General features: G+C 71.9%; 22 protein-coding genes and 1 pseudogene. 10 read left to right on the top strand and 13 right to left on the bottom strand.

What is annotated here, in order from left to right:
- Positions 1–105 precede the first annotated feature (105 nt).
- Entirely contained in the window at positions 106–1,590 is a 1,485-nt protein-coding gene (locus ACFWVP_RS03550; RefSeq protein ID WP_384493265.1) for a rhamnulokinase family protein, read from the top strand.
- Between the two features lie 103 nt (positions 1,591–1,693).
- Here ACFWVP_RS03550 and ACFWVP_RS03545 read toward each other — a convergent pair whose 3' ends face one another.
- Entirely contained in the window at positions 1,694–2,752 is a 1,059-nt protein-coding gene (locus ACFWVP_RS03545; RefSeq protein ID WP_384493264.1) for an enoyl-CoA hydratase/isomerase family protein, read from the bottom strand.
- Positions 2,753–2,929: 177 nt separating this feature from the next.
- Between ACFWVP_RS03545 and ACFWVP_RS03540 the strand changes: the two genes are divergently transcribed.
- Complete coding sequence (locus tag ACFWVP_RS03540) at positions 2,930–5,071, top strand: SpoIIE family protein phosphatase (protein ID WP_384493263.1); 2,142 nt, start codon at positions 2,930–2,932, stop codon at positions 5,069–5,071.
- A 60-nt stretch (positions 5,072–5,131) separates the two neighbouring features.
- Here ACFWVP_RS03540 and ACFWVP_RS03535 read toward each other — a convergent pair whose 3' ends face one another.
- The 4 genes from ACFWVP_RS03535 to ACFWVP_RS03520 form a co-directional block, all read right to left on the bottom strand.
- A complete protein-coding gene (locus ACFWVP_RS03535) occupies positions 5,132–5,767 on the bottom strand; it encodes an LAETG motif-containing sortase-dependent surface protein (RefSeq protein WP_384493262.1) in 636 nt (211 codons plus the stop codon).
- Between the two features lie 386 nt (positions 5,768–6,153).
- Positions 6,154–6,642, bottom strand: coding sequence for a GNAT family N-acetyltransferase (locus ACFWVP_RS03530; protein ID WP_384493261.1), 489 nt, complete (start codon positions 6,640–6,642; stop codon positions 6,154–6,156).
- Between the two features lie 40 nt (positions 6,643–6,682).
- Positions 6,683–7,753: a DUF6397 family protein gene (locus tag ACFWVP_RS03525; RefSeq protein ID WP_384493260.1), complete on the bottom strand. Its 1,071-nt coding sequence runs from the start codon at positions 7,751–7,753 to the stop codon at positions 6,683–6,685.
- A 139-nt stretch (positions 7,754–7,892) separates the two neighbouring features.
- The gene (locus ACFWVP_RS03520; RefSeq protein WP_384493259.1) at positions 7,893–8,303 is read right to left on the bottom strand and encodes a roadblock/LC7 domain-containing protein; all 411 of its coding nucleotides are present in this window, start codon (positions 8,301–8,303) and stop codon (positions 7,893–7,895) included.
- Between the two features lie 135 nt (positions 8,304–8,438).
- Here ACFWVP_RS03520 and ACFWVP_RS03515 point away from each other — a divergent pair, with 135 nt between their 5' ends.
- Positions 8,439–8,867, top strand: coding sequence for a PPOX class F420-dependent oxidoreductase (locus tag ACFWVP_RS03515; protein WP_384493258.1), 429 nt, complete (start codon positions 8,439–8,441; stop codon positions 8,865–8,867).
- 287 nt (positions 8,868–9,154) lie between these two features.
- On the opposite strand, the pseudogene ACFWVP_RS03510 reads toward ACFWVP_RS03515, so the two are convergent.
- Positions 9,155–9,333: pseudogene (locus ACFWVP_RS03510) on the bottom strand (ATP-binding protein); the annotation flags it as partial.
- A gap of 288 nt (positions 9,334–9,621) precedes the next feature.
- On the opposite strand from ACFWVP_RS03510, the gene ACFWVP_RS03505 reads away from it, so the two are divergent.
- Complete coding sequence (locus ACFWVP_RS03505) at positions 9,622–10,221, top strand: class I SAM-dependent methyltransferase (protein WP_384493257.1); 600 nt, start codon at positions 9,622–9,624, stop codon at positions 10,219–10,221.
- Positions 10,222–10,404: 183 nt separating this feature from the next.
- Here the strand turns inward: ACFWVP_RS03505 and ACFWVP_RS03500 are convergent, their stop codons facing one another.
- Positions 10,405–11,178, bottom strand: a complete 774-nt coding sequence (locus ACFWVP_RS03500) for an alpha/beta fold hydrolase (protein WP_384493256.1) — start codon at positions 11,176–11,178, stop codon at positions 10,405–10,407.
- Between the two features lie 110 nt (positions 11,179–11,288).
- Between ACFWVP_RS03500 and ACFWVP_RS03495 the strand changes: the two genes are divergently transcribed.
- Positions 11,289–11,819 carry a PadR family transcriptional regulator gene (locus tag ACFWVP_RS03495; protein ID WP_384493255.1) on the top strand — a complete coding sequence of 177 codons (531 nt, stop codon included), beginning with the start codon at positions 11,289–11,291 and terminating at the stop codon, positions 11,817–11,819.
- Here the strand turns inward: ACFWVP_RS03495 and ACFWVP_RS03490 are convergent.
- Positions 11,799–12,761 (bottom strand): oxygenase MpaB family protein, encoded by a 963-nt coding sequence (locus ACFWVP_RS03490; protein WP_384493254.1) that lies wholly within the window; start codon positions 12,759–12,761, stop codon positions 11,799–11,801. The two genes, ACFWVP_RS03495 and ACFWVP_RS03490, sit on opposite strands and share 21 nt — an antisense overlap.
- Positions 12,762–12,984: 223 nt before the next feature.
- Here ACFWVP_RS03490 and ACFWVP_RS03485 point away from each other — a divergent pair, with 223 nt between their 5' ends.
- Entirely contained in the window at positions 12,985–13,893 is a 909-nt protein-coding gene (locus ACFWVP_RS03485) for a hypothetical protein (RefSeq protein WP_384493308.1), read from the top strand.
- Between the two features lie 72 nt (positions 13,894–13,965).
- On the opposite strand, the gene ACFWVP_RS03480 is transcribed toward ACFWVP_RS03485, so the two are convergent.
- The 4 genes from ACFWVP_RS03480 to ACFWVP_RS03465 all read right to left on the bottom strand — a co-directional run bounded on the left by ACFWVP_RS03480 (position 13,966) and on the right by ACFWVP_RS03465 (position 16,115).
- Positions 13,966–14,130, bottom strand: a complete 165-nt coding sequence (locus ACFWVP_RS03480; RefSeq protein ID WP_384493253.1) for a hypothetical protein — start codon at positions 14,128–14,130, stop codon at positions 13,966–13,968.
- Between the two features lie 113 nt (positions 14,131–14,243).
- Positions 14,244–14,786 carry an MOSC domain-containing protein gene (locus ACFWVP_RS03475; RefSeq protein ID WP_384493307.1) on the bottom strand — a complete coding sequence of 181 codons (543 nt, stop codon included), beginning with the start codon at positions 14,784–14,786 and terminating at the stop codon, positions 14,244–14,246.
- Positions 14,783–14,965, bottom strand: a complete 183-nt coding sequence (locus tag ACFWVP_RS03470; protein ID WP_384493252.1) for a hypothetical protein — start codon at positions 14,963–14,965, stop codon at positions 14,783–14,785. Before ACFWVP_RS03470 ends, ACFWVP_RS03475 begins: the two co-directional genes overlap by 4 nt.
- An 88-nt stretch (positions 14,966–15,053) precedes the next feature.
- Positions 15,054–16,115 carry a fatty acid desaturase family protein gene (locus ACFWVP_RS03465; RefSeq protein WP_384493251.1) on the bottom strand — a complete coding sequence of 354 codons (1,062 nt, stop codon included), beginning with the start codon at positions 16,113–16,115 and terminating at the stop codon, positions 15,054–15,056.
- A gap of 257 nt (positions 16,116–16,372) precedes the next feature.
- Here ACFWVP_RS03465 and ACFWVP_RS03460 point away from each other — a divergent pair, with 257 nt between their 5' ends.
- The 4 genes from ACFWVP_RS03460 to ACFWVP_RS03445 all read left to right on the top strand — a co-directional run bounded on the left by ACFWVP_RS03460 (position 16,373) and on the right by ACFWVP_RS03445 (position 22,784).
- On the top strand, positions 16,373–19,246 hold the full coding sequence (locus ACFWVP_RS03460; RefSeq protein ID WP_384493250.1) for a DEAD/DEAH box helicase: 2,874 nt from the start codon (positions 16,373–16,375) through the stop codon (positions 19,244–19,246).
- Complete coding sequence (locus ACFWVP_RS03455) at positions 19,243–20,523, top strand: SWF or SNF family helicase (protein ID WP_384493249.1); 1,281 nt, start codon at positions 19,243–19,245, stop codon at positions 20,521–20,523. Before ACFWVP_RS03460 ends, ACFWVP_RS03455 begins: the two co-directional genes overlap by 4 nt.
- Positions 20,524–20,658: 135 nt before the next feature.
- Entirely contained in the window at positions 20,659–22,023 is a 1,365-nt protein-coding gene (locus ACFWVP_RS03450) for an esterase-like activity of phytase family protein (protein ID WP_384493248.1), read from the top strand.
- A gap of 179 nt (positions 22,024–22,202) precedes the next feature.
- Entirely contained in the window at positions 22,203–22,784 is a 582-nt protein-coding gene (locus ACFWVP_RS03445; protein ID WP_384493247.1) for an N-acetylmuramoyl-L-alanine amidase, read from the top strand.
- A gap of 48 nt (positions 22,785–22,832) precedes the next feature.
- Here the strand turns inward: ACFWVP_RS03445 and ACFWVP_RS03440 are convergent, their stop codons facing one another.
- Positions 22,833–24,491: an MFS transporter gene (locus tag ACFWVP_RS03440; RefSeq protein ID WP_384493246.1), complete on the bottom strand. Its 1,659-nt coding sequence runs from the start codon at positions 24,489–24,491 to the stop codon at positions 22,833–22,835.
- Positions 24,492–24,685: the final 194 nt, after the last annotated feature.

Below are 24,685 nucleotides of genomic sequence, written 5' to 3'. Positions count from 1 at the left end.
GGCCGGGGGGCGGCGCGCCCCCCCCGGCCGCCGCCCGCGCGCGCCGCCCCCCCCTGCGGGCCCCCCCCCCCCCCCGCGGCCCTGCCCGGATCGGATGAGATTTCCATGTCTGCGACTTCACGACACGACCCGGTGTTCGCCGCGGTGGACCTCGGTGCCACCAGCGGCCGGGTGATCACCGGCAGGGTCGGCCCCGACGAGCTGGTGCTGACCGAGGCGCACCGCTTCGCCAACACCCCGGTCCGGCTGCCCGACGGGCTCCGCTGGAATGTGCTCTCCCTCTACCAGGGGATGATGGACGGTCTGCGCGCGGCGGCGCGCGGCGGTCCCGTCGCCTCGGTGGGCATCGACACCTGGGCCGTGGACTACGGTCTGCTTGACTCCGACGGGGCGCTGCTGGGCATCCCGTTCCACTACCGGGACGGCCGCAACACCCCTGCCGCCCAGGCGGTGCTGGCCGGGTGCGACGCCCGGGAGCTGTACGCCGTCAGCGGTCTGCAGCACCTGCCGTTCAACACCGTCTTCCAGCTCGCCGCCCATCGTTCGACGGCGCAGTGGGGATCGGCGCGGACGCTGCTGCTGATGCCTGATCTGCTGGTGTACTGGCTGACGGGCACGGTGGGCGCGGAGGTGACCAACGCGTCGACGACCGGCCTGTTCGACGCGCGGAGCGGGACCTGGTCCGATGCGCTGATCGGGCGGCTGGGCCTGGAGCGCTCGCTGTTCCCCGCGCTGCGCGAACCGGGCGACCGGGCGGGCACGCTCCTGCCGCATGTCAGCGAGTTCACCGGCCTTCCGGCGGGCACGCCGGTGACGGTGGTCGCCTCGCACGACACGGCGTCGGCCGTGGCCGCCGTACCTGCCACCGAGCCCGGTTTCGCGTACGTCTCGTGCGGCACCTGGTCGCTGGCCGGTCTCGAACTGGACGCGCCCGTGCTGTCCGAGGAGTCCCGGGCCGCCAACTTCACCAACGAGCGCGGAGTGGACGGCACCATCCGCTACCTGCGCAACATCATGGGCATGTGGCTGCTGGAGGAGTGCCGTCGCACCTGGGAGCGTGAGGGTACGGCGCCGGGTCTGGGCGCACTCCTCGCGGACGCGGCGCGTGCCCGGCCGTTCGCCGCGGTGATCGACCCCGACGATCCGGTGTTCCTGGCGCCGGGTGACATGCCGTCGAGGATCGACGAGGTGCTCGCCCGGACCGGGCAGGCCCCGCCCAAGGGTCCGGGCGGCTACGTGCGGTGTGTGCTGGAGAGCCTCGCGCTGGCGCACCGCGGGACGCTGCGCCGGGCTGCCACGCTGGCGGGCCGCGAGCTGACCAGGATCCATCTGGTCGGCGGCGGTTCGCGCAACGATCTGCTGTGCCAGTGGACCGCCGACGCGACGGGGCTGCCGGTCACCGCGGGGCCCACGGAGGCCACGGCGCTCGGCAATGTGCTGCTCCAGGCACGGGCCCATGGGCTGGTGGGCGGGCCGGCCGACATGCGGCGGCTGGTCGCGCGCACCCAGGAGCTTCGCCACTACAGCCCGCGGGGAGACCTGGGGGCCTGGGACCGGGCCGCGGACCGGCTGGAGGCTGCGCGGGTGTGAGGTCGCCGCACTTCGGCGGTGACGTGTGGCCCGGCCGCAGAACCGGTCCCGGCCCCTCCCCTGGGCTGCTCGGTGGGGCCTCGAAGGGGAACCGGGCACCGCGTCAGTGTGAGGACAGGCCGAGTTCCTGGTCACCGAGGGGTTCGAAGTGCCGGGCGACGTCGGCGTCGGTGACGTCGCCCGGTGCCGCGGGGTTCCACCGGGGGTTCCGGTCCTTGTCGATGATCTGGGCGCGTACGCCCTCCACCAGGTCGTGCCCGGTGAAGGCCCGGCAGGAGACCCGGAACTCCTGGTCGAGCGCTTCCTCCAGACTGCCGAGGCTCCTCACCCGGCGGACGGCGGCCAGCGTGACCTTGAGCGCGGTGGGCGACTTGGCGAGGAGTGTCGCGGCGGCCTCCTTCGCCGCGGGGACGCCGCTGTTCACGAGCCGTTCGATGATCTCTTCCACTGTCTCCGCGGCGTAGCAGTCGTCGATCCACCGGCGTTGCCCGGGGAGCTCCCCGACCGGGGCCGCGGCGGTGTGGCGGAGCACGGTGTCCGTCACTTCGTCGGGGGTGGTGCTGTGCGAGAGCGCGGTGGTGAGGTCCGTCAGACGGTGGGACGGTACGAAGTGGTCGGCCAGCCCGCACAGGAGGGCGTCCGCGGCGTTCACCGCCTGCCCGGTCAGGGCGAGGTGCGTACCGAGCTCTCCCGGCGCCGCCGCGAGCAGCCGGGTGCCACCCACGTCGGGGACGAATCCGATGCCGGTCTCGGGCATGGCGACGCGGGAGCGTTCGGTGACGATGCGGACGTCGCCGTGGGCCGACACCCCCACCCCGCCGCCCATCACGATGCCGTCCATGAGGGCGACGTACGGTTTCGGGAAACGGGCGATCCTGGCGTTGAGACGGTACTCGTCGCGCCAGAAGTCCACGGAGGCGCGACGGCCGGCGCGGGCGTCCTCGTAGATCGACCGGATGTCGCCGCCCGCGCACAGACCGCGTTCGCCGGCGCCGCTGATCACGACCGCGGTGACCGCGTCGTCGGCGTCACCCAGGGTGAGCGCCTCGTCGATCCTCCGGACCATCGAGTGGGTCAGGGCGTTCAGGGCCCGGGGGCGGTTGAGCGTGATGTGCAGGGTGTGGCCCTCGGTGTGCAGCAGGACGGGCTCGTCGTCGTACATGGGTGCGCTCCGCTCAGCCGTGGGAGATCTCTGCGGGCCATTCTGCGACGGCCGCCGTGGTGCGCCGGAGCCGGGGCTCCTGTGGAACCGCTGTGGCACTCCCGCACCACGGGCTCGACAATTGGGATCTACGGGCCGCGATGTCCGCAGCCCTGCCGGACGACCTCCGGAGCAGGAATGACCGATTCATCACGGCGAGCCGAACCCGCAGACCTGGCGCCTACACGATCCGCCCGCGGCCCCAGCGGCGAGACCGGGACGGCGGAGCGCCTTGCCATGAACCGGACCGGCAGTTTCGAGTGGGACCTGGACGCCCGGAGCCTGGACATCGACGACGCCGGGCTGATGGTCTTCGGAGTGGATCCGGCGCACTTCGACGCGCGCCCGTCCGCGGTGCTGGAGCAGTTGGATCCGGCGGAGCGTGCCCGTCTGGAGGTGACCATCAACGAAGCCATCGGCGGCGGGAGCAATTCCTACAGCGTCCACTTCCAGGTTCCCCTGCCCGACGGTTCTCACCAGTGGACCCACGTGCAGGCGCGGATCCTGAGGACGGAGGAGGGCCGGGCACACCGTGTCATCGGCGTGGTGCGGGACGCGACGGCGGAAGTCACCCATTCGGCCTTCGTGCTGGATCTGGAAAAGCGCCGTCGGCGCCAGACCGATATCGTTGAACGCACAACGAGTGCGTTGTCACGGGCGGTGACGGTGGACGACGTGACCGCCGCGCTCACCGGCCCTGGCGGTCTGGCCGGTATAGGTGCGGACGGCCTCGCCCTCGGCCTGGTGGAGAACTCCGCGCTCAACATCATCGCGCTGAGCGGGGACTCCGTGGAGGTTCTCGACGGCCTGGGTTCCGGCTCCCTCGACGCGGGTCTTCCGCTCGGGGACACGATCCTGAACGGGCGCCCCCGGTTCATCACGTCGCTCGCTTCCCTGGTCCGGCGCTATCCGGTGCTGGAGCCGCACGTGGGCAGGCTGAAGTTCCGCGCGGCCGCGTACCTCCCGCTCGTGGCCCAGGCTCGCTCCCTGGGAGGGCTGGCCCTGTTCTACCGGGAGCGCACGGTGTTCAGCGCGGACGAGCGGATCCTCTGCCTGGGGCTGGCCGCCATCGTGGCGCAGTCGCTGCAGCGCGCGATGCTGTTCGACGAGGAACGCGAATTCGCCACCGGCCTCCAGTCGGCCATGCTGCCGCGACGGATCCAGGAGATCGAGGGCGGCGAGATCGCGGTGCGCTACCACGCCGCGTGGAGCGGCCGCCAGGTGGGCGGCGACTGGTACGACGTGATCGCCCTGCCCAAGAACTTGTTCGGCATTGTGGTGGGTGATGTGCAGGGCCACGACACGCACGCTGCCGCGATCATGGGCCAGTTGCGGATCGCGCTGCGTGCGTACGCCGCCGAGGGCCACGCGCCGTCCACGGTGCTGGCGCGCGCCTCCCGGTTCCTCGCCGAGCTGGACACGGACCGCTTCGCCACGTGTACGTATGCACAGGTGGACCTCGCCACGGGCACCGTCCGGGTGGTGCGCGCCGGGCACTTCGGACCTCTGATCCGGCACACCGACGGACGGGTCGGCACCCCTCAGGTGCGCGGCGGGCTCCCGCTCGGCATCTCCACGGCCTTCAGGGACGAGGAGTTCCCCGAGACCCGTCTCGATCTGGTGCCGGGCGAGACGCTGGTCCTGTACACCGACGGGCTGGTGGAGGAGCCCGGCGCCGACATCGACACGGGGGTCGCTGCGTTGATCCGCGAGGTGAGCGACGGACCGGCGGGTGCCGAGGAACTGGCCGACCATCTGTCGGACCGGTTGTGGGAGCGCTGGGGGTCGGGCGACGACGTGGCACTGCTCGTCCTGCGGCGCAGTCCGGACCTCGGTTCGCCGCGTGCTCCGCGGCTTCACCAGTACATCCATCAGGCCGACCCGGAAGGGCTCTCGGACTCCCGCGCCATCGTGCGCCAGGCCCTGTCGGACTGGGACATGGCCGATCTGGCGGACGACGCGGTGCTGGTCACCGGGGAGTTGCTGGTCAATGTGCTGCTGCACACGGAGGGCGGAGCCGTACTCACGCTGGAGGTACTGCCGGAGCCCGTCCGGCGGATCAGGCTGTCGGTCCAGGACCGGTCCAGCGTCTGGCCGCGGCGCCGCACCCCGGGCGAGACGTCCACCTCCGGGCGCGGGCTGTTGCTGCTCGACGCCGTCGCCATCTGCTGGGGTATCGAACCCCGCGGGGAGGGCAAGGCGGTCTGGTGCGAGATCGGACCGAAACCTCCACGGGCGGACGCCGGGGAACGCGATGGGGGCGTACCGCATCGGAGTTGATGCGGTACGCCCCCGCCCGGACCGGCGGGACCCGCCCGCCTGCCGGACTGCCTGGACGCGTCAGTGCTGCGCGGAGCGGCGCTTCCGGACGGACCACAGGATGCCGCCGCCGGCGAGCAGAACCGCGACCGCGGCGCCACCGATGACGGGAGTGGCGGAGGACGAACCGGTCTCGGCCAGGTCCGGCGCGCTGGGGCTCGGCTCGGCCGGGGCCGGCGCCGTCTCCGTGGCGGTCTCGCTCGGGGTGGCGCTCGGCTCGGGGGTCTCCGAGGCCGACGGCTCCGTGCTCGGAGTCTCCGTCGGCGTGGGCTCCGTCGGCGGGGTGCTGTCCTCGCACACCGGAGCCTGCTTCGTCTCGTTGCGCGAGAACTTGTCGTCGTCGCCCGCCTTGATGACGAGGCGGACCGTCAGCTCCTTGTCGTGCTCGGGAAGCTGGAGGGGGGTCGTCGTGCGGTACTCCCGGCCGAACTTCGTCGTGGGGAGCAGGACGTCGCCGCCCTCGACGGAGACGGTCACTTCGTTCTCGACACTACTGGAGTAGGCCGTCAGGTCGAGGGTGACTTCGGAGCAGGTCACGGCCCAGGTGGGAGTGTGAGCAGCGGCCGGGACCGCGGAGATGACTCCGCCGGCCAGACCGACAACCGCGGCGGCCGCGAATGCTCCCGCGCCACGCCACGATCTCCTGGGTATGGTCATGGATTCTTCCTTCGTACGAGTGCACCGCCGGGATGGCGGTGGGCCGCACAGTACTGCCCACCAGTCCCTGGCGCGCACCCGGCCCTTGCACCTACGGCAGCCCAACTGCCCCCAGAAGGCGGCCGTTCATGACATCACGGACAGACCACTTCCGGACGAACCCACTCCGGATGACTCGGTGGAAGGGCGCTGCGGTGTACCTGGCGGCGACGGCCACACGAACGGGAACGAAAGCCTGAACCCACACCGCCCCTTTCTGGATGGTCTGTGATGGTTGATCAGGGTCCGGTCTCGGCCACTTTCAGGGCTCGGCGTCCGGAGCGGGGCGGGAAGATGGCCGGAAGGCGCCGGAGTGCAGCGCTTTCCGTCGGGTCGACGGCCTGTTCTCAGAGGGCCTTGTGCATGATGTGCAGTCCGACATAGCCCTCGGTGGGATGTTCGAAGCCTTCCGGAAGGGTCCCGATCACGTCGAAGCCGAGGGATCGGTACAGCCGCACGGCGTGGGTGTTCGTCTCCACCACGGCGTTGAACTGCATCGCGCGATAGCCCGCCGCCCGCGCCCAGTCCACGGTGTACTCGCAGAGCGCCCGGCCCACGCCCCGGCCCGAGTGCCTGGGGTCGACCATGTAGCTGGCGCTGGCGATGTGGGAGCCGTTGCCCATGTGGTTCCTGTTCATCTTGGCCGTACCCAGCACCGTCCCGGCATCGTCGACCGCGACGACCGCGCGGCTCGGCGCCGGCACGAGCCACCAGCCCTGGGCCTCCTCCTCACCCAGCTCCAGCGGGTAGGTGAAGGTCTCGCCCGCGGTGACGATGTCCTGGAAGAACGGCCAGATGGCGGGCCAGTCCTTCGGAGTGGCTTCTCTGATCAGCATGGGGGCAACGATGCCCCCGACCCCGCACGTCGGCAACGCATTAACGATCACGACTCCGTCGCCTGCCCAGCCCGATGCGGTTGAGCAGCCACCGCCCGGCCGAGGGCCGTGCGCCACCGGAACCTGCTGTCAGGACGGCCGCCCGGGACCGCTCGGTCGCCGGCCCGGGGCCTGGGTCGCGTCCGGGGTGTGGGGCGGGGCGGGCCTCCCGGGCCCGGTCCAGCGCCGCCCCGAGATTCACCCGGCACCAGAGGATCTCGTCCGGATCGTCCGCAAGCATCAGCTGTCCCATGGCCTCACGCCCGGAGATGGAACCCGGGCGTCCGAAGGCGGGGTCCGGGCGCATCCGGGCGAGGTAGGCGCGCTCGTAGGGGTCGTCCACCACCTCCGCGAGCTGGACCGGGTCCAGGGCGGAGGCCTGCACAGCCGCGCGAACCCATGGATCCTCGGTGCGGCTCAGCAGCCTGTCGGTCCTGCGGGAGCGCCAATTGCGCGCACGGCGGTCGCTCCCGGCCTCCAGCATGGCCCGCATCCCTGCCGGGCTCCTGCCGGTGAGCAGCTCCGGCTCCCTGGCGGCGAAGGCGACGAGCTCGTCCACGAGATAGAGCCAGACCACCGCCCGGTACCGGTTCAGGTAGAACGCGACCGGTGAGACGCAGCCGATCCGGGCGAGGCCGGTGAAGCGGCCGGGACTGATGCCGAGCAGTTCGGCGCCTTGCGCCGTCCCTGCCGTGCGCACCTTGGCCCGAAGCGTCTCGGGGAACCCTTCGGTGGCGCGCAGCCGGTCGATCTCCTCCCGGCGGATACGCGGCCTCCCGCCGGGCGGCTCTTCGGCGCTGATGAGCCCCAGATGAACGGCGAGATCGAACTCCCCGCGCTTCAGCGCCAGTTCCTGAGCGGCACGCCCGGCACTCACCGGGCCCTCCGCGGCCACCGCCACTCCCCCGGCGGTCACCGTGGTCCTGCTGTCGCTGCCCGCCGCTCGCGCTCCCGAGGCTCGTGCGCCCGGGATCGCCCTTCGGGTACGGGCGTCCGCCGTTCGCGTGCGGGCTCCCGTCGTTCGCGTGCGCATTCCCGCCGTTCGCGTGCGGGTGTCTTCCGTAACGGTCATGACCGTCCTCCCCCGTGAGGCCCCCGGATGTCCTGTACGGTCCCCGGGTGGTCGAATACTCTCCGTGATCACGGTAACGGGCGGAGGATCTTTTCGTGCGGCCTGTGGACAACTCCGCAGTCCCGACGAAAGATGCAGGTCAGAGAGGTTTGATGTCGTCCATGTCTTGACGTACCGCCACACCGAGGTGTTCTCCCACGCGGTTCACGAGCAGGGTCATCTCGTAGGCGACCTGGCCCACGTCGGCCTCGGCGGCACTCAGTACGCACAGGCAGCTGCCGTCCCCGGCCGCCGTCACGAAGAGCATCGCCTCGTCGAATTCGACCATCGTCTGGCGGGCTCTTCCCGCCCCGAAGTGCCGCCCCGACCCCCGGGCGAGGCTCTGCAGCCCGGACGAGACCGCGGCCAGGTGCTCCGCGTCCTCGCGGGCCAGGGCCGTGCTGGCTCCGGTCACCAGTCCGTCGTTCGACAGGACCAGTGCGTGCTGTATGTGCTCCACCCTGCTGGTGAGATCGTCAAGGAGCCAGTCAAGTCCCCGGTCCAACGCCATACGCTCGTCCTCCCCGTTCATCCGTTCCCCACGTCGTGCGCAAGCCTTGCGTACGGCCCCGTTCCGGGCAAGCGTCCCCCGGTCCACGGGGCGTCGCTTCACGCCAAGACCCTCTTGTCGGCCGAGGATGGGCGCATGGCACACCACATGACTGAGGACGAATGGCGGGCCTTCCTCTCCGAGGGCACCCGCACCGGCAAGGTGGCGACGGTACGGGAGGACGGCAGCCCGCACATCGCTCCCGTCTGGTTTCTGCTCGACGGTGACGATCTGCTCTTCAACACCGGGAAGGAGAGCGTGAAGGGCCGCAATCTCACGCGGGACGGCCGGGTGTCGGTGTGTGTCGACGACGACCGGCCGCCGTTCGCGTTCGCGGTGGTCCGAGGACGCGCGGAGCTGAGCGAGGACCTCGGCACGCTGCGGGAGTGGGCGACCCGTATCGCCTCCCGGTACATGGGCCCGGAGGCGGCCGAGGAGTTCGGGGCACGCAACGGCGTGGCCGGCGAACTGCTCGTGCGGGTACGTATGGACAAGGTGCTCGCGATGGCCCAGGTCGCCGATTAGGACCTGCCCGGCCGACCACGGCCGATTGCCCCGCCGGTGCCACCGGGTTCGCTCCCCCGGTGCCACCGGGTTCGCTCCGCCGGTGCCGGAGCGCGCACGGACGGTGCCGGGGCTGATGCGTCGCCGTCCCCTCCCGCGCCGAGACAGTCAAGGGCCGAGGCACGGGAGGGTTGCGCGGGGCCTCGTCCCCCGCCTCACCGGGGACCCGCCTCACTCCGGGCATCCCTCACTCCGGGCCCGCCTGTCCGACGGCGTCGAGTAAACCGGGCCGTGTGCATCCGCCCGGCTTACTCGACCATCCGGAAGAGAACTTCCTTCCGGAGGCGCGGTCACGCGCGGCGCGGAGGACGACCGGCGGGCCCCGGTCGAGGTCTAGGGCGCGCGAGGTGTCCTCATCGCCGAACGGGCGTGCTCCCGGGAAGCGGTTCACGGCGACGACGAACGGGATCCGGCGGCGATGGCGGAAGCCGCCGTGAGCAGCCAGTTGCGGCGTGAGCGACCACCGGTGCCGAGCGCACGCACGGTGCAACGCAGTCCGAGTGCGGCGCCGATCGATGCCGTCGCGTACGACAGCAGGGGTGTCAGTCAGCCGAAGGTGGCGTGGTCCAGGTGTCCCATGGATCGGGGACGTCAGCCCGGCCGCGGGCGCACGCCGGGGGCTCATGTCGAAACTCCCGGACGATCAGGCAGCGTCCGAACGCGCGTACCGTTTCGTGTCGTTTCGCTCAGGTGGCGACTGAGCGATCATGTCCGTATGGCCGACGACCACACACATGTCCAGGACTTCTTCTCCGTGCGGGCGGCGGACTGGGACACCCGGTTTCCCGACGACGGACCGGCCTACGCCGCGGCGGTCGGCGAGCTCGGTCTTCGTCCCGGCGACACCGTGCTCGACGCGGGCTGTGGGACGGGGCGTGCACTGCCCGCGCTGCGGGCGGCGGTGGGGCCGGGCGGCTCGGTGATCGGGGCCGATCTGACGCCCGCCATGCTCGAGGCGGCGGCACGGGCGGGCCGCGGCGGGAGCGGCGCGCTGCTTGTGGCCGACGCCGCCCGGCTGCCGCTGCGCGCGGGCGTGCTCGACGCGGTTTTCGCGGCCGGGCTGATCTCGCATCTCGCCCACCCGGAGCGGGATCTCCGCGAGCTGGCGCGGTCGGTGCGCGAGGGTGGCCGGCTGGCGCTGTTCCACCCGATCGGGCGTACGGCGCTGGCCGCCCGGCACGGCCGCGGCCTCTCGGAGGACGATCTGCGGGCGGAACCGCGTCTCCTACCGTTGCTGGCCCGGGCCGGGTGGGAGGTGAAGTCGTACACCGACGAGGACGACCGTTTCCTGGTCCTGGCCGTGCGCGCGCCCTGAACGGCCCACTCCACACGGGGCCGTACGAGCTGAAGCCCTCTCAGCACGGAGGGCCTACGAGTTGAGGCCCCTCGCCACGCAGGGCGTACGAGCGGTACGCCGGTCTCCACGCAGGGCGGAGACATCGCGCCGGGCATTCGGATCGCACGCTCCGAGCGCCGGGCGCGCGTGGAGCCGTCCTCCTCACGCCGGGCGCGCGGCGATAGCCCGTACCAGCGCGTCCGGCCTGTCGAACATGACGTTGTGTCCGGCGTCAGGGACGGTCTCCACCCGCACGCCGGCGGCTGTCAGTGTCTCCCCGCCGGAGAGCTCGCCGCTCAGCGCCCCTTGCAGGAACACGCGTTCGGCCGTCGACTCCATCAGCATCCGGCGCACGGTCGGGTCGGTGCCGCGTGTCAGGCCGGTCGCCGAGCGGTGCAGTGCCAGTGGGTCGGCGAGTCTCATGGTCGCGGCCCAGACCGGGCCGACCCGGGCCAGCGCACGGGAGAAGCCGTCGCCGTGGACGAACTCCTCCTCCGTCAGTGCGGCGATGCCGCTGCTCCCCGCGGTGGCGGGCGGATGCGGGTCGAGATTGGCCTCGGTGAGGACGAGTCGCCGGACCAGCTCCGGGCGCCGGTGCGCCAGGACGACCGCGACCGATCCCCCCATGCTGTGTCCGACGAGGTCCGCCTCGCGAACCCCCGCTCCGTCGAGCGCGGCGGCCAGCGCGTCGGCGTGGTCCTCCAGCGTGTAGCCGAAGTCCTGGGGCCGGTCACTGATGCCGTGCCCGGGAAGGTCGACAAGGAGGGAGCGGCGGCCCGACAGAGCCGGATCGGCGGCGATGTGCGCGTGATAGACGCAGGACATGGCTCCGAGCCCGTGCACGTACACCGTGGCCGGACCGGTGCCGTCCCCCGTCCACCCCGACTCGGTCCATCGGATCACGCTGCCCCGCCGGTCGAACCGCGCCTCACGCACTGGACCCCACTCCCTCAGCTCACCGCATCGTCCCTTGACAGACGGAGCATACATCGGCATCGATGTATGCCGAGTTCGATGTACTACGCCCGTCAGGCAGAATGCGGGGCATGCTGGAGCTCTCGATCCTCGGATTCCTGTACGACTCGCCCCTGCACGGCTATGAGCTGCGCAAACGCATCACGGCGCTGACCGGGCATGTGAAGCCCGTAGCGGAGAGCACGCTGTACCCGGCCATCAAGCGGCTGGAGAAGGCGGGGCTGCTGGCCAGGGAGACGCAGCCGGGCAGCACGGCGGCGCCCCGTCACGTCCTGACCCTGACCGGGGCGGGCAGGACGGAGCTCCGGCGCCGACTCGCCGAGCCGGCCCGTGGAGACATCACCGACGAGAACCGGTGGTTCGTCCTCCTGGCGTTCCTGCGGCATCTGCCGGATCCGTCGGCCCAGGCCGAGGTGCTCCTGCGGCGGCTGGCCTTCCTGGAGGAGCCCGCGAGCTTCTTCTACGCCGGCGACCGGCCGCTGCGGGCCGAGGAACTGGACGATCCGTTCCGCCGGGGCATCCTCACGATCGCCCGGGCGACCAGTGAGACGGAGCTGCGGTGGCTCAGGGCCACCCTGGGCTCACTCGGCCGGCACGTCTGAGGCCGGCACGTCTGAGGCCGACGCGTCCGAAGCAGGCGCGTCCGAAGCCGGCGCGTCCGACGGCCGACCGTGCGGGACCGGGCAGCCGCGGAGGCCCGGAGTGGGGAACGTCCCGAGCCGCGCCACCTCGTAGCCGCTCGGGTAGCCCTTGATCTCGGGGTTCTGCCGGGCGTAGTGGGCGGTGGAGCGCGGCGGCAGGAGCCGCACGGCACGGGCCCTCAGCCGGAGTGCTCCGTGGGTCAGCCCCCGGGCCACGGGTCCGGGGCGCCCGTAGCGGAACGCCCGCAGCAGCGAGTCGTCGAGCAGGGCGAGCGCGGCCCTGCGTACGAGGGGGGCGAGCGGCGCCGGATACCAGGAGCCCATGAGGGCCAGCGTCGCGTCGGAGACCGCGCGAGCGCCCTCGTCCCAGCCGAAGTGCTCGGCCTCGTAGCCGTCGAGGGTGCGCTCGAAGTCCTCGTACGTCCACGGCACGTCCTTGATGCCCAGGTGTGTGCCGAGGGTGCGGTAGTAGGCGGCGAAGGCGCGCAGTTCGTGGTCGGACAGGCGGCGCCAGCCGTAGGTGTCGAGCCAGCGCTTGGGCGTGACGACGAAGGTGCACAGGACGTAGCGCATGTCGTCGTCGCTGATGTCGTAGCTGCGGTGCATCCGGTTGATCCGGCGGACCGCCGTGCGTCCCGCCTCGCTGCCGAAACCGTGCTCGACGACGGTGTCGAGGAGAAGTGCGGTGTCGTCGTACCGCTTCTGGGAACGCCCCGTCAGCTCACCGGTCTCCGCGAGAAGTCGGCCGATGCTGGGGACGGCATAGGTGCGGTACAGGGCGAGTTCGAGCGCGCGGGTGATGTCCCAGGGGAATTCGTACGTCACGGTCAGCCGGTAGATCTCCAGGAAGTCCCGTTCGGGGTCGAGCCGCTGGATCTCCTTGAGCCGTTCGAACCGCTTCACCCTGGTCTCCCCTCGTCGGCCGGAGAAGCGAGCCTACGTGGCCGGGCCGTGCGGGCACCACGGTGCGAGACGGGTGCCGGCACGCCGGAACGGTGGCATGCCGCCGCCCGTCGCGGGGGCGATATCCCTCGTCAGGGCCTCGACGGCAAGGTTACCGAGTAGTTAGGGTGCGCCGACGGAGAGAGTGACGATGGACCGGACGACATGGGACGAGGAGGGTGCTGTGGCCGGGACGGACGACACGGTCGCCGACGAGGACGCGCTGTTCGTGCTGACCGCGGTGCTGCTGACCCCCGCGCAGTTCCCGAGCGTGCTCGGGGACGACTACGTGGCCGCGTGCGGTGCGCTCGGCCTCGAACCCTACGCGGAGGGGTACGGTCTCGTCCTCGGCCAGGACGGCGGCGGCGCCCGCTGGACGGTCGTCGTCGAGGACGTCTCCCTGGTGGCGGTCGCCATCGCCTCCTGGGACTGCGGCATGGAGTACGACCTCTCCCCCGACGACCGCTCGGTGGTGTGCGCGCTGCCGGGCTGGCCGCTGGCCCTGGCGGTCGCGGCGCCCGGTGTGCCCGCGCCGCACGACCCTGAGCCGGATCCGGCTGCCGAGGGGACGGACCCGGCGCCCTTGGCGCCGCCGGACACCGCGGCCTGGGGGCCGGCCCAACGGCGCCTCGGCGCGGACGAGATCGCCCTGCGGTGGGCCGCCTGGCGTGAGCAGATCGACGACGGGACCGCGTTCGGGCGGGCGGACGGGAAGACACCGGGCGACACGGAGGCGCCGGAGGACGAGCAGGCTGCAGGGGACTTGTCGGAAGCCTTGATTGCCTCGGACGCGCCGGATGACTCCGCGGGCGACGGCTCCGGGCGGCATCCCGGGGTACGCAGGGTACTCGCGGAGGCCCGTGCGTACGTGACCGAGCCTCCCCCGCCCGGGCGGATACGCTCGGCGTTCGCCCCCGGCGGGGCCCGGACGCTGCGCGTCGACGGGCCCGGATGGTCCCTGGTCGCCAGGACCGACGACATCGCCTTCGTCCTGATGGACGAGGAGCCCGGCGAGGTCCTGCCCGTCGGCCGGGGACCCGAACTGCCGGGGCTGCTGGAGTCGCTGGACGAGCTGGCGGTCAGGCCGGCCTGATCCACCCCGGTGCGCGAAGGCGTCCCCGGGCGTCATGCGGTGGGCGCGGAAGCTCACCGTCCGCGCGACCGGTTACGTCTCGCGCTGCGCGTCCGCGGGGTCGTGCGGCCGGACGCCGAACACCGCGCGCGAGCCCTTCAGCGGCGTGTCCGACGACGGCCAGGACCGCGCCGGGCCGTCCGGGTCGCCCAGGGCCGTCCCGTTGCCCCTGGCGGGCGCACCCGACAGCCGCGTCACCTCGCAGCGCTGTCGGAACGCCCGAACACATCCAGTATGCGGACGCCCATCCGCCGTGCGGTGCACCGCATCCGACGCCGCGCGCCGGTCCATCAAGGATGACGGGACAGCCCTCAGACCCGTTCCAGCGGGCGGTGCGGCTCGGCGGGCAGGTCCGCCTTGACCGGGTCGCCCGGCCGCACGACTCCGCCGACCACGACGACGCCCATGATTCCGGCCTTGCGGACGACGGCGCCGGTCCCGTCCCGGCCGACGACCTGCTTGAGCAGGCCGTCCTGGAAGATGTCGATCTGCAGGCACGGGTTGCGCAGTCCGGTCACCTCGACGACGGCCTCGTCGCCGAGGTGCAGCAAGGTCCCCGCGGGGAGGGCCAGGAGGTCGATCCCGGCGGTGGTGACGTTCTCCCCGAGGTCGCCCGGGGCGACCTCGAATCCCGCGTCCCGCAGCTCGGTGAAGAGCTCCTGATGGATCAGGTGGACCTGGCGCAGATTGGGCTGCGTCGGGTCCTGGGCGACCCTGGACCGGTGCTTGACCGTGACCCCGGCGTGGACGTCTCCCTCCACGCCGAGTCCGGCCAGGAGCGTGATGCTGTCCCTGTTCGGCTTGGTGAACGCGTACACGTCGTTGCTGCTCACCGCCGCGACCGTACTGTTCAGCGCCCTATCTCCTTACGGCTGACCCTGCGGAGCCTGCGTCGCTGGGAGGGGTCGAGCATCAGGTAGCCCACCGCGGGCACTCCGATGAGGACCAGCAGCGACCACCAGAATCCGATGAACGGAATCAGGATGACTGCCGCGACGACGCCCCCGATGGCGATCTTTGCACCGTTCGACATGATCCGTGCCTCCTCCGCGGCCGGAGCCGCTCCTGGTGTGTGAACGCCTGTGCCCGCCCATCGGTTCCTCGGACCGGGCCCCGGATGTCTACCGCAGGGGTTCGCCGACCTCGTGCATGTGCGCCAGGGCCTGCCGGTAGGACTCGATGAGGCCGGTCTCCGCGTACGGCATCCCGATCTCCGCGCAGTGCGCCTTGACCATGGGCTGCGCCAGGCGCAGGTGGGGGCGGGGCATGCTCGGGAAGAGGTGGTGCTCGATCTGGTAGTTCAGGCCGCCGAGGAACCAGTCGGTGAGGATGGAGCCGCGGACGTTGCGCGAGGTGAGGACCTGGCGCTGCAGGTGGCCCCAGCGGTCGCCGTCCGGGTCGGGCATCTCCATGCCCTTGTGGTTGGGCGCGAACGCCATGCCCAGGTGCAGGCCGAAGATCGCGTGGTGCACGAGGGCGAAGACGACGGCCTTGCCGGGTGACAGGACGGTGAGGAGCAGCGTCGCGTACAGGGCCAGGTGTGCGACCAGCAGGAGGCCGGAGAGGACTCGTTCGCGTGCGGGCTGGCGCCGCAGGAACTGGAAGCCGTAGATCTTGAGGGCGATGCCTTCGAGGAGCAGCATCGGGAAGAAGAGGCGCGCCTGGTTGCGGGTGAGCCAGCGGGCGAAGCCCTCACGCTGGGCGGCCTGCTTCTGGGTCCACACCAGGGCGCCGACGCCGACGTCGGGGTCCTTGTCGATGTGGTTGGGGTTGGCGTGGTGGCGGACGTGCTTGTCGTTCCACCAGGCCTCGTTCATCCCGAGGAGCAGGTTGGCGTGCACGAATCCGATGATCCGGCTGACCTTGCGGTCGCCGGATATCTGGGCGTGGCCGGCGTCGTGCCCGACGAAGGCGGTGCGGGTCCACACGATGGCCAGCGGCAGGGCGAGGAGGAGGGTCCACCAGGTGTCGCCGAGGAGCACCATGCCGGTGATCACCGCTCCGAGGGCCACCAGGTTGACGGCGATGCCCGCCGCGTACCAGCCGATGCGGCGCTCCAGCAGCCCCTGGCCCCTGACGGTCTTGAGGAGTGGTGCGAAATCACTGCCGGAGCTCTGCTGACCTGCTGGACCCTCCGATCCGTCGCGGGTGTTCTGCGCAACGGTGGCTACCGCCTGGGGCATGACGTCTCCGGTTTCTGGGCATCTGCACTGACCTCGTCAAGCGTACGGATGGCGGGCCTGTGGCAGCCATGGCGCCATCACCCCGGCTGTACGGGGGCAAGCCCCCGTGCCCGGTGGTGGTGCAGGCCGCACCCAAGCTTCAGAAGGCAGAAACACGTGAGGTGGGTCACTGTGCGTTTCTCCCGGAACGGGCCGTGAGTGGGGTACCCTCGGCGACCCCGGGCCCACTAGTCAAATTTGAGGAATCTGACATCGCTGTGCACAGGCTCCCTGCGGCCACACTCAACGAGATCTCTGAACTCTCCCGCTGCTCCGCAGTCTTCCTCCCCGCGGATCCGGCCCGTACCGGCCTGATCGCGTTCTGGAACCCGGACGGTAGCACCCCGCCCGGAGATCCCGGGAGTTCGGCCGAGCTGACCGTCGTCGGAAGCGACCTCCGCCCCTGCGTGGTTCCGGCGTTGCACCTGCCCGTACGGGACGCGCTCCCGGTACTCACACGTGCGCGCGTGGGCGCGGACGCGTCTGCCGCGACGGCGTTCTGGGGTGCCGCCGGGGTACTCGCCCTGCAACTGGTCGCGCGCGGGCTCCTGCTGCCGGGGCTGAGCGCCGCCGATCACGACGCCTGGCGCGTCGGTCCCCTGACGGCGGACGACCTGGAGCGGATCCGGGTACTGGCGGCGTCCATGCCGCCCGGTGCCCACGCAATGCCGCTCGACGCGGCCGCCGACCCGATCGTGCTGGCCGAACCGGAACCCCTGCTGCGGTCGTTCCTCGACGCGGTGGCCGACGGGCTGCCGCGCTCGCCCGCCGCCGAGTACGCCGCGGGCGGACCCGCGTTCGCCGCCCCCGGCGTACGGCACCTGCCCGCGCTCCGGCCGTGGGCTGCCGATGTGGCCGCCGGGCACGACGCCGGCGTGCGGCTCTCGCTGCGCGTCGAGGTGTCCGGACTGGACCGGGCGGACGAGGACGGTACGGGCGGTGGCCCGGCGTTCCGCGCCGTCCTGCAGATCCACAGCGTCCAGGACCCTTCGCTGGTCGCCGACGCCGCGGACGTCTGGGCGGACCGCGCCCCCGCCGCCTCACTGTTCGGGCCGCGTGCCCGGATGGACGCCCTGCTGGCGCTGCGCCGCGCCGCCCGTGCCTGGCCGCCGCTGACGCCGCTGCTCTCGGCCGCGGTGCCGGACGCCGTCGAGCCGGCCGACGAGGAGATCGCCGAACTGCTGGGCCCCGCCGCACGCACCCTCGCCGCGACGGGTGTACAGGTGCACTGGCCCAAGGAACTCGCCAGGAGGCTCACCGCGCGTGCGGTGATCGGCCCGGCCGACGAGGGGGACGGCCCCTCGGGCGCGCGGCGGACGTCGGAGATGCCGTCCCTGATGTCGGCCGACGCCCTGCTCGCGTTCGACTGGCGGTTCGCGCTGGGCGACGACAGGTTGAGCCGGGCGGAGCTCGACCGTCTCGCCGAGGCGGGCAGGCCGCTCGTCAGGCTGCGTGACCAGTGGGTCCTCGTCGATCCGGAGGAGACCAGGCGCGCCCGCGAGGCCAGGGACCGCAAGGTGACCCCGATCGACGCCCTGAGCGCCGTGCTGACGGGGACCACGGACATCGACGGGCGTCGGGTGGAGGTGGCCGCGACAGGCTGGCTGGAACAGCTGCGTGAGCAGCTCGCCGATCCGGAGTCGTCACAACGGCAGACGGTCGGCCCACCGCCCTCGCTCGCCGCGACCCTGCGCGACTACCAGCTGCGTGGCCTGAACTGGCTGCACACGATGACGTCGCTCGGCCTCGGCGGCTGCCTCGCCGACGACATGGGGCTCGGCAAGACCATCACGCTGATCGCGCTGCATCTGCACCGGCAGGGCATCGGGTCGGCCGCGGGCCCCACGCTCGTGGTGTGCCCGACCTCCCTGATGGGCAACTGGCAGCGGGAGATCGAGAAGTTCGCCCCGGGCACGCCGGTGCGCCGCTTCCACGGTGCCGCGCGTTCCCTGGAAGGCCTGGCGGACGGCGAGTTCGTCCTGACCACGTACGGCACGATGCGTCTCGACGCGGCGCGCCTCGCGCGGGCCTCCTGGGGCATGGTCGTCGCGGACGAGGCGCAGCACGTCAAGAATCCGCACTCGGCGACCGCGAAGCAGCTGCGGACCATCGGCGCCCGGGCCCGTGTCGCGCTCACCGGTACGCCCGTGGAGAACAACCTCTCCGAGCTGTGGGCGATCCTCGACTGGACGACACCTGGCCTCCTGGGCCGGCTGGGTACGTTCCGCACCCGGTACGCGAGCGCGGTGGAGGGCGGCAACGACCCCGCCGCGGCCGAGCGGCTGGGCGCGCTGGTCCGCCCGTTCCTCCTGCGTCGCCGCAAGTCCGACCCGGGTATCGCCCCGGAGCTGCCGCCGAAGACGGAGACGGACCGCGCGGTGTCGCTCACCGCCGAACAGACGGGTCTCTACGAGGCGGTGGTACGGGAGACCCTCGCGGAGATCGCGGGCGCCGACGGTTTCACGCGTCGCGGGCTGGTGGTGAAGCTGCTGACGGCCCTCAAGCAGATCTGCAACCATCCGGCGCAGTACCTCAAGGAGGAGCGGCCCCGGATCGTGGACCGGTCCGGGAAGGTGGAGCTGCTGGACGAGCTGCTCGACACGATTCTGGCCGAGGGCGCGAGCGTGCTGGTCTTCACCCAGTACGTGCGGATGGCACGGCTGCTGGAGCGGCATCTGGCGACGCGCGGGGTGCGGACCCAGTTCCTGCACGGCGGGACACCCGTGGCCGAACGGGAGGCCATGGTGAACCGCTTCCAGGCGGGCGAGGCGCCGGTGTTCCTGCTGTCGCTCAAGGCGGCGGGCACGGGGCTCAACCTCACCCGTGCCGGGCACGTCGTGCACTTCGACCGCTGGTGGAACCCGGCCGTGGAGGCGCAGGCCACCGACCGTGCGTACCGGATCGGGCAGACGCAGCCGGTGCAGGTGCACCGGCTGATCGCCGAGGGCACCATCGAGGACCGGATCGCCGACATGCTGGTCCGCAAACAGGGGCTCGCGGACGCGGTGCTCGGCGGGGGTGAGACCGCGCTGACGGAACTGACCGACGCGGAACTGGCCGATCTGGTCGAGCTTCGAGGGGGCGCACGATGAACGAGGGTCACGAGCCGGAGCGTACGTTTGCCGCGCTGCCGCCCGCACCGGGTCGCGGCTTCGCCTACTCCTGGTGGGGGCAGGCCTGGCTGAAGGCGCTGGAGGACACCGCCCTGGACGGTCAGCAGCTGAAGAAGGGCCGGATGCTGGCGCGGGCGGGCAGGGTCGGCGCCGTCTCCGTGCGGCCCGGCCGGATCACCGCGGTGGTGCAGGACCGCGACTCGACCGCGTACCGCAGTGATGTGCTGCTCCAGCGGCTGGACGAGGAGGACTGGGACCGCTTCCTGGACATGGCGTCCGAACGCGCCGGTCACATCGCCGCGTTGCTGGACCGTGAGATGCCGCCGCACCTGGTGGAGGACGCGGCGGCGGCCGGGGTCGATCTGCTGCCGGGGATCGGTGACCTGGAACCGGAGTGCAGCTGCGAGGCATGGGACCACTGCCCGCACACGGGAGCGCTGTGCTACCAGGTCGCGCGGCTGCTGGACCAGGACCCGTTCGTCCTGCTGTTGTTGCGCGGCAGGGGTGAGCGGCGGCTGCTCGACGAGCTCCAGGCGCGCAGCGCGGCGCGCGGGGCGCGTGGCCCTGACGCGCGGGGGGCGGAGCCTGCCGGTGCTCCGCCCGGGGTCCGGGCCGACGAGGCGTTCGCGGCGCGGGACATCCTGCCGCCGCTGCCACCGCCGCCGCCGTTGCCCGCGGAGCCGGGCCTTCCGCCGTCGCTGGACACGGAGACGGACCCGGGGTCGGACGTCGATCCCGCGGCGCTGGAGATCCTGGCGGCCGACGCCGCCGTGCGGGCCTTCGCCATGCTGACGGACTGCGTCGCCGAGGGGCACGAACACCAACCGCCCTCGACGGTGTTGACCCCGGAGCAGGACGCCGTGCGGCTGGCTGCCACCACCCGTCCGGAGGCGCGGATCACCGCGCGGCTCGCCATGGCTTCGGGGAGGCAGCCTGCCGCGCTCGACGCCGCGGTACGAGCCTGGCGCTACGGCGGGACCGTCGGCCTCGCCGTGTACGACGAGGAGTGGCTGCCCGGCCCGGAGGAGCTCGCACGGGCGCGGGCGCGGCTCGCCGCGGCCTGGGAGGCGGGCGAGCGCCCGCAGCTGCGCGCCGAGCGGAACCGCTGGACGGTGGTGGGTTCCGACGCACAGCTGCGGTACGGGCCGGACGGACGCTGGTGGCCGTATCGCAAGGAGCGCAGCCGGTGGGTTCCGGCCGGGCCCGCGGACGACGATCCGGCGGGTGCGCTGGCGGGCACGCTTCCGGAGGCCTGAGATCCGGACGGGGCGGCGCACGCGTCGCCCCGTTCGTCACCTGCTGCCCGCACGTTCAACTCGATGTCACCAGGTGTTGAGGGTGGGGGCAGAGCCTTGCGCTCGATCACCGAGTCCGTGCCGCCAGGAGGCCCCATGTCCGCGCGCGTTGTCCGTCGTTCCCTCGCCGTCGGGCTGCCGCTCGCCCTGCTCTCCACGGTCTGTGTGGCGGGAACCGCGCTGTCCCAGGACCGCCACGGCCCTGCCGACCGTCCGGAGCGCACGGCACGGGTCACCGGCAGTGCGGTGCTCGGCGATGTCCCGCTGGCCGGATTCAGCAACGGCCTGCTGCCGGGTTCGGTCTCCGACGACCGGGGTGTGATGCTGGGCGGCATCGGCAGCGACATCTACCCGGCGGGCCGCAAGGGCGAGTTCTGGACGGTGACGGACCGCGGTCCCAACGGCCAGATCAAGGTCGACGGCAAGAAGCGCCGTACCTTCGCGGTGCCCGGCTTCGACCCCGCGATCGTGAGGATCCGCGTCGCCGGCGAGCGCGTGGAGGTGCTGGACTCCCTGCCGCTGACGACGCGTTCCGGCGCCGCGGTGACGGGTCTGTCGAACCAGGCGAGCCGCGACGAGGCCCCGTACTCCCATGACGCGCTGACCCCGCTCGCGTACAACCCGAACGGGCTGGACACCGAGGGCATCGTCCGCGCGGCGGACGGGTCGTTCTGGCTGGTCGACGAGTACGGTCCGTCACTCGTCCACGTGTCCTCGCGCGGCCGGGTCCTGACGCGGTACGTCCCGGAGGGCCTGGAGCTGAAGGGCGCCGACTACCGGGTCGTCGAGGCGCTGCCGGGCGTGCTGCTGCACCGCAAGGCCAACCGCGGCTTCGAGGGGCTGGCGCTGCTGCCGGGCGGCGATCTGGTCCTCGCGGTGCAGAGTCCGCTGTCGCTCCCGGACGAGGACGCGGGCGAGGAGTCGCGCAACGTCCGCTTCCTGCGCTTCTCGACGAAGAAGCAGCAGGTGACCGCCGAGTACGCGTACCGTTTCGACCCGGTGGAGGTCGTCGACCCCGGTGAGGACGACACCTCCGAGCTGAAGATCTCCTCGGTCGTCGCGCTCGGCCGCGACAGCCTGCTGGTGGAGGAGCGCACGGACAGGTCGGCCAGGCTGCACCGGGTGACGCTCCCCCGTGGCGCCGGCATCCTGGGATCGGTGTGGGACGACCCGGCCACCTCGCCCGCGTACGAGGAGCTGACGGACCCCTCCGCGTCCGGGGTCCGGGTGCTGCGCAAGAGCCTGGTGGTCGACCTCGGCACGATCGAGGGCGTTCCCGGCAAGATCGAGGGCGTGGCGGTGACGGGCCGGGACACCCTGGCGCTCATCAACGACAACGACTTCGGGATGACGGACGGTGCCGAGGCCTTCGACGCGAACGGCCGCCTGGTGGACAGCGGTGTCGAGACGTCGGTGACCCTGCTGAAGCTGCCCCGCCCGCTGGTCGGCCCGACCCGGTGAACGGCACGCGGTCGCCGGGCACATCTCCCGTGCCGTGCCCGGCGACCGCGTGTGTGTCGCGGCTCCGGCACGCCGCGCCCTTCTCCGTGCGTGGCGCGCCCCGTAGGGTGAGGCGTTACCCGGCCGCGCGGGGGCGACGCGGTCCGGTGTGCTGACGTCGCCCGCGCGAGGGGGAGTCGATGCGGCGCAGAAGGATCCTGCAGGGCGCGGCGGCCACCGCCGCGGTGGCCCTTCTTCCGGCCTCGGCCCGCGCGGTGGCCTCCTCGACGGCCGGCACGGACTACCCGTCGGCCCACTGGGCTCCCGCGTCCCCGTCCAACTACACGGTGTCGAGCCGCCCTTCGGCGTTCCCGGTCGACTTCGTGATCGTCCACGTCGCCCAGCAGACGTTCACCGAAACGGTCGACATCTTCCGGAATCCGGCCAAGCGGGTCTCCGCCCACTACGTGGTGCGCTCGGGGGACGGCTTCGTGGCCCAGTGCGTCCGCGAGGAGAACATCGCCTGGCATGCGGGGAACTGGGACTACAACACCCGCAGCATCGGCATCGAGCACGAGGGCTGGGTGGACGAGCCCGCCTACTTCACCCACGCGATGTACGAGCGGTCGGCCCGGCTCACCGCGGACATCTGCGACCGCTACGGCCTGCCCAAGGACCGCGCCCACATCATCGGCCACCACGAGGTCCCGGGGAGTGACCACACCGATCCGGGGGCGAACTGGGACTGGGTGCGCTACATCCGCCTCGTCAACCTGCTCTGACCGTCCCGCGCCCGGGCGCCGGAGGCCCACTACGGCCTCGTACGTCCGTCAGCCGGCCGGGCCCGCGTCCCCGTCCCTCAGCCGGCCGGGCCCACGTCCGCCCCGGTCGCCGCGTACCGGGGCCGATTCGCCCGTGACGTCCTCCGGTACGTCCTCCGCGTCGACGGCCGGCATCACCGTTGCGCCGCGCAGTCGTTCCAGGTCCCCGGCGCGTACCTGGATGACCAGCAGGGCGATCAGCGCGGCGATGACGGCCATGACGGCGGCGACGACGAACGCGCTGGACACTCCCGAGGTGAGCACCTGGTCGCCCCAGGGGGCGGGGAGTTCGCCGGTCCTGCGGAACTCCTGCTGCTGGGCGGGGGTCGCTTCGGCGAGGAAGCTCGGCACCTGTTCGGTGGCCTCGTTACGGCTGGCCGTACCGAAGACCGTGACCAGGATGGACAGGCCGAGCGATCCGCCCACCTGCTGGGTGGCGTTGAGGACCCCGGACGCGGCTCCCGCCTCACGGGGGGCCACTCCGGAGACCGCCATCAGCGTCACCGACACGAACTGCATGCCCATGCCGAAGCCGAAGACGATGGTGGGCCCCAGGATGCTCCCCAGGTACGAGCTGTGGACGTCGGTCAGCGTGAGCCAGCCGAGCCCCAGCGCCGCCAGGACCGCGCCCACCACCATGAAGGGTTTCGGGCCCCACCTGGGCAGCAGCTTCGAGGCGATTCCCGCGCTGACCGCGATGACCGCGCTCACGGGGAGGAAGGCGAGCCCGGCCCTCAGCGGGCTGAAGTCCAGGACGTTCTGCACGAAGAGCGTCAGGAAGAAGAACATGCCGAACATCGCGGCAGCCAGGCTCAGCATGATTCCGTAGGTGCCCGCGCGATTGCGGTCGCGGAACATCTTCAGGGGGGTGATGGGCTGCTTCGACCGGCTCTCGACGGCGAGGAACAATCCCAGGAACACGACGGCCGCGAGGAAGGATCCGATGGTCAGGCTGTCGCTCCAGCCGTCCTCCGAGGCACGGATGAAGCCGTAGACGAGGAGCACCATGCCGATGGTGGAGGTGAGCGCGCCGAGGACGTCGAAGTGGCCCGGGTGGCGTTCGGACTCCTTGATGTACCGGGGTGTCGCGAAGGCGATCAGCAGCCCGATGGGCACGTTGACGAAGAAGACCCAGCGCCAGTCGAGCCACTCCACCAGGACCCCGCCCGCGAGCAGCCCGATCGCGCTGCCGCCGGCGGAGACGGCGGCGAACACGCCGAACGCCCGGTTGCGCTCCGGACCTTCCCGGAAGGTCGTGGTGATGAGCGAGAGCGCGGTCGGCGAGGCGATCGCGCCGCCGACGCCCTGCAGGGCGCGCGCGGCGAGCAACTGCCAGGATTCCTGGGAGAGTCCGCCCAGCAGCGAGGCGAACACGAAGAGCAGGACGCCGAAGACGAAGACTCTGCGGCGCCCGAGGATGTCGCCCAGGCGGCCACCGAGCAGGAGCAGCCCGCCGAAGGTCAGCGTGTAGGCGTTGATCACCCAGGACAGGCTCTCGGTCGAGAAGCCCAGCGTGGTCTGGATGTGCGGAAGCGCGATGTTCACGATGGTGATGTCGAGGACCACCATCAGCTGGCACGAGGCAATGACGAGAAGAGCGATTCCCCTGCCGTGGCCCCGCTCCGGAGATTCGGCAAGGGTCGAGGTTTTCGCCGGTGATTCCGTCATCGAGTTACCGCGATTCGGGCCGTCCGAGCCTTGAGTGAACGGGAGCGTTCACCCATCGACCGTAGGCCGAACGGGCGTTCCTCGCCAATCGGCCCCGGACCGCCCCGGTCACCGCCGACGGACCGCCCCGGTCACCGCCGACGGGGCGGCGCGGACCCCGCCGGACGGCGGGATCCGCGCGCGGAGTCCTGCCG

The sequence above is a fragment of the Streptomyces sp. NPDC058637 genome (assembly GCF_042717325.1).
Lineage (GTDB): Bacteria > Actinomycetota > Actinomycetes > Streptomycetales > Streptomycetaceae > Streptomyces.
Note: the sequence above shows the minus strand (reverse complement) of the source record. Positions and strands in the feature narration are given on the sequence as shown.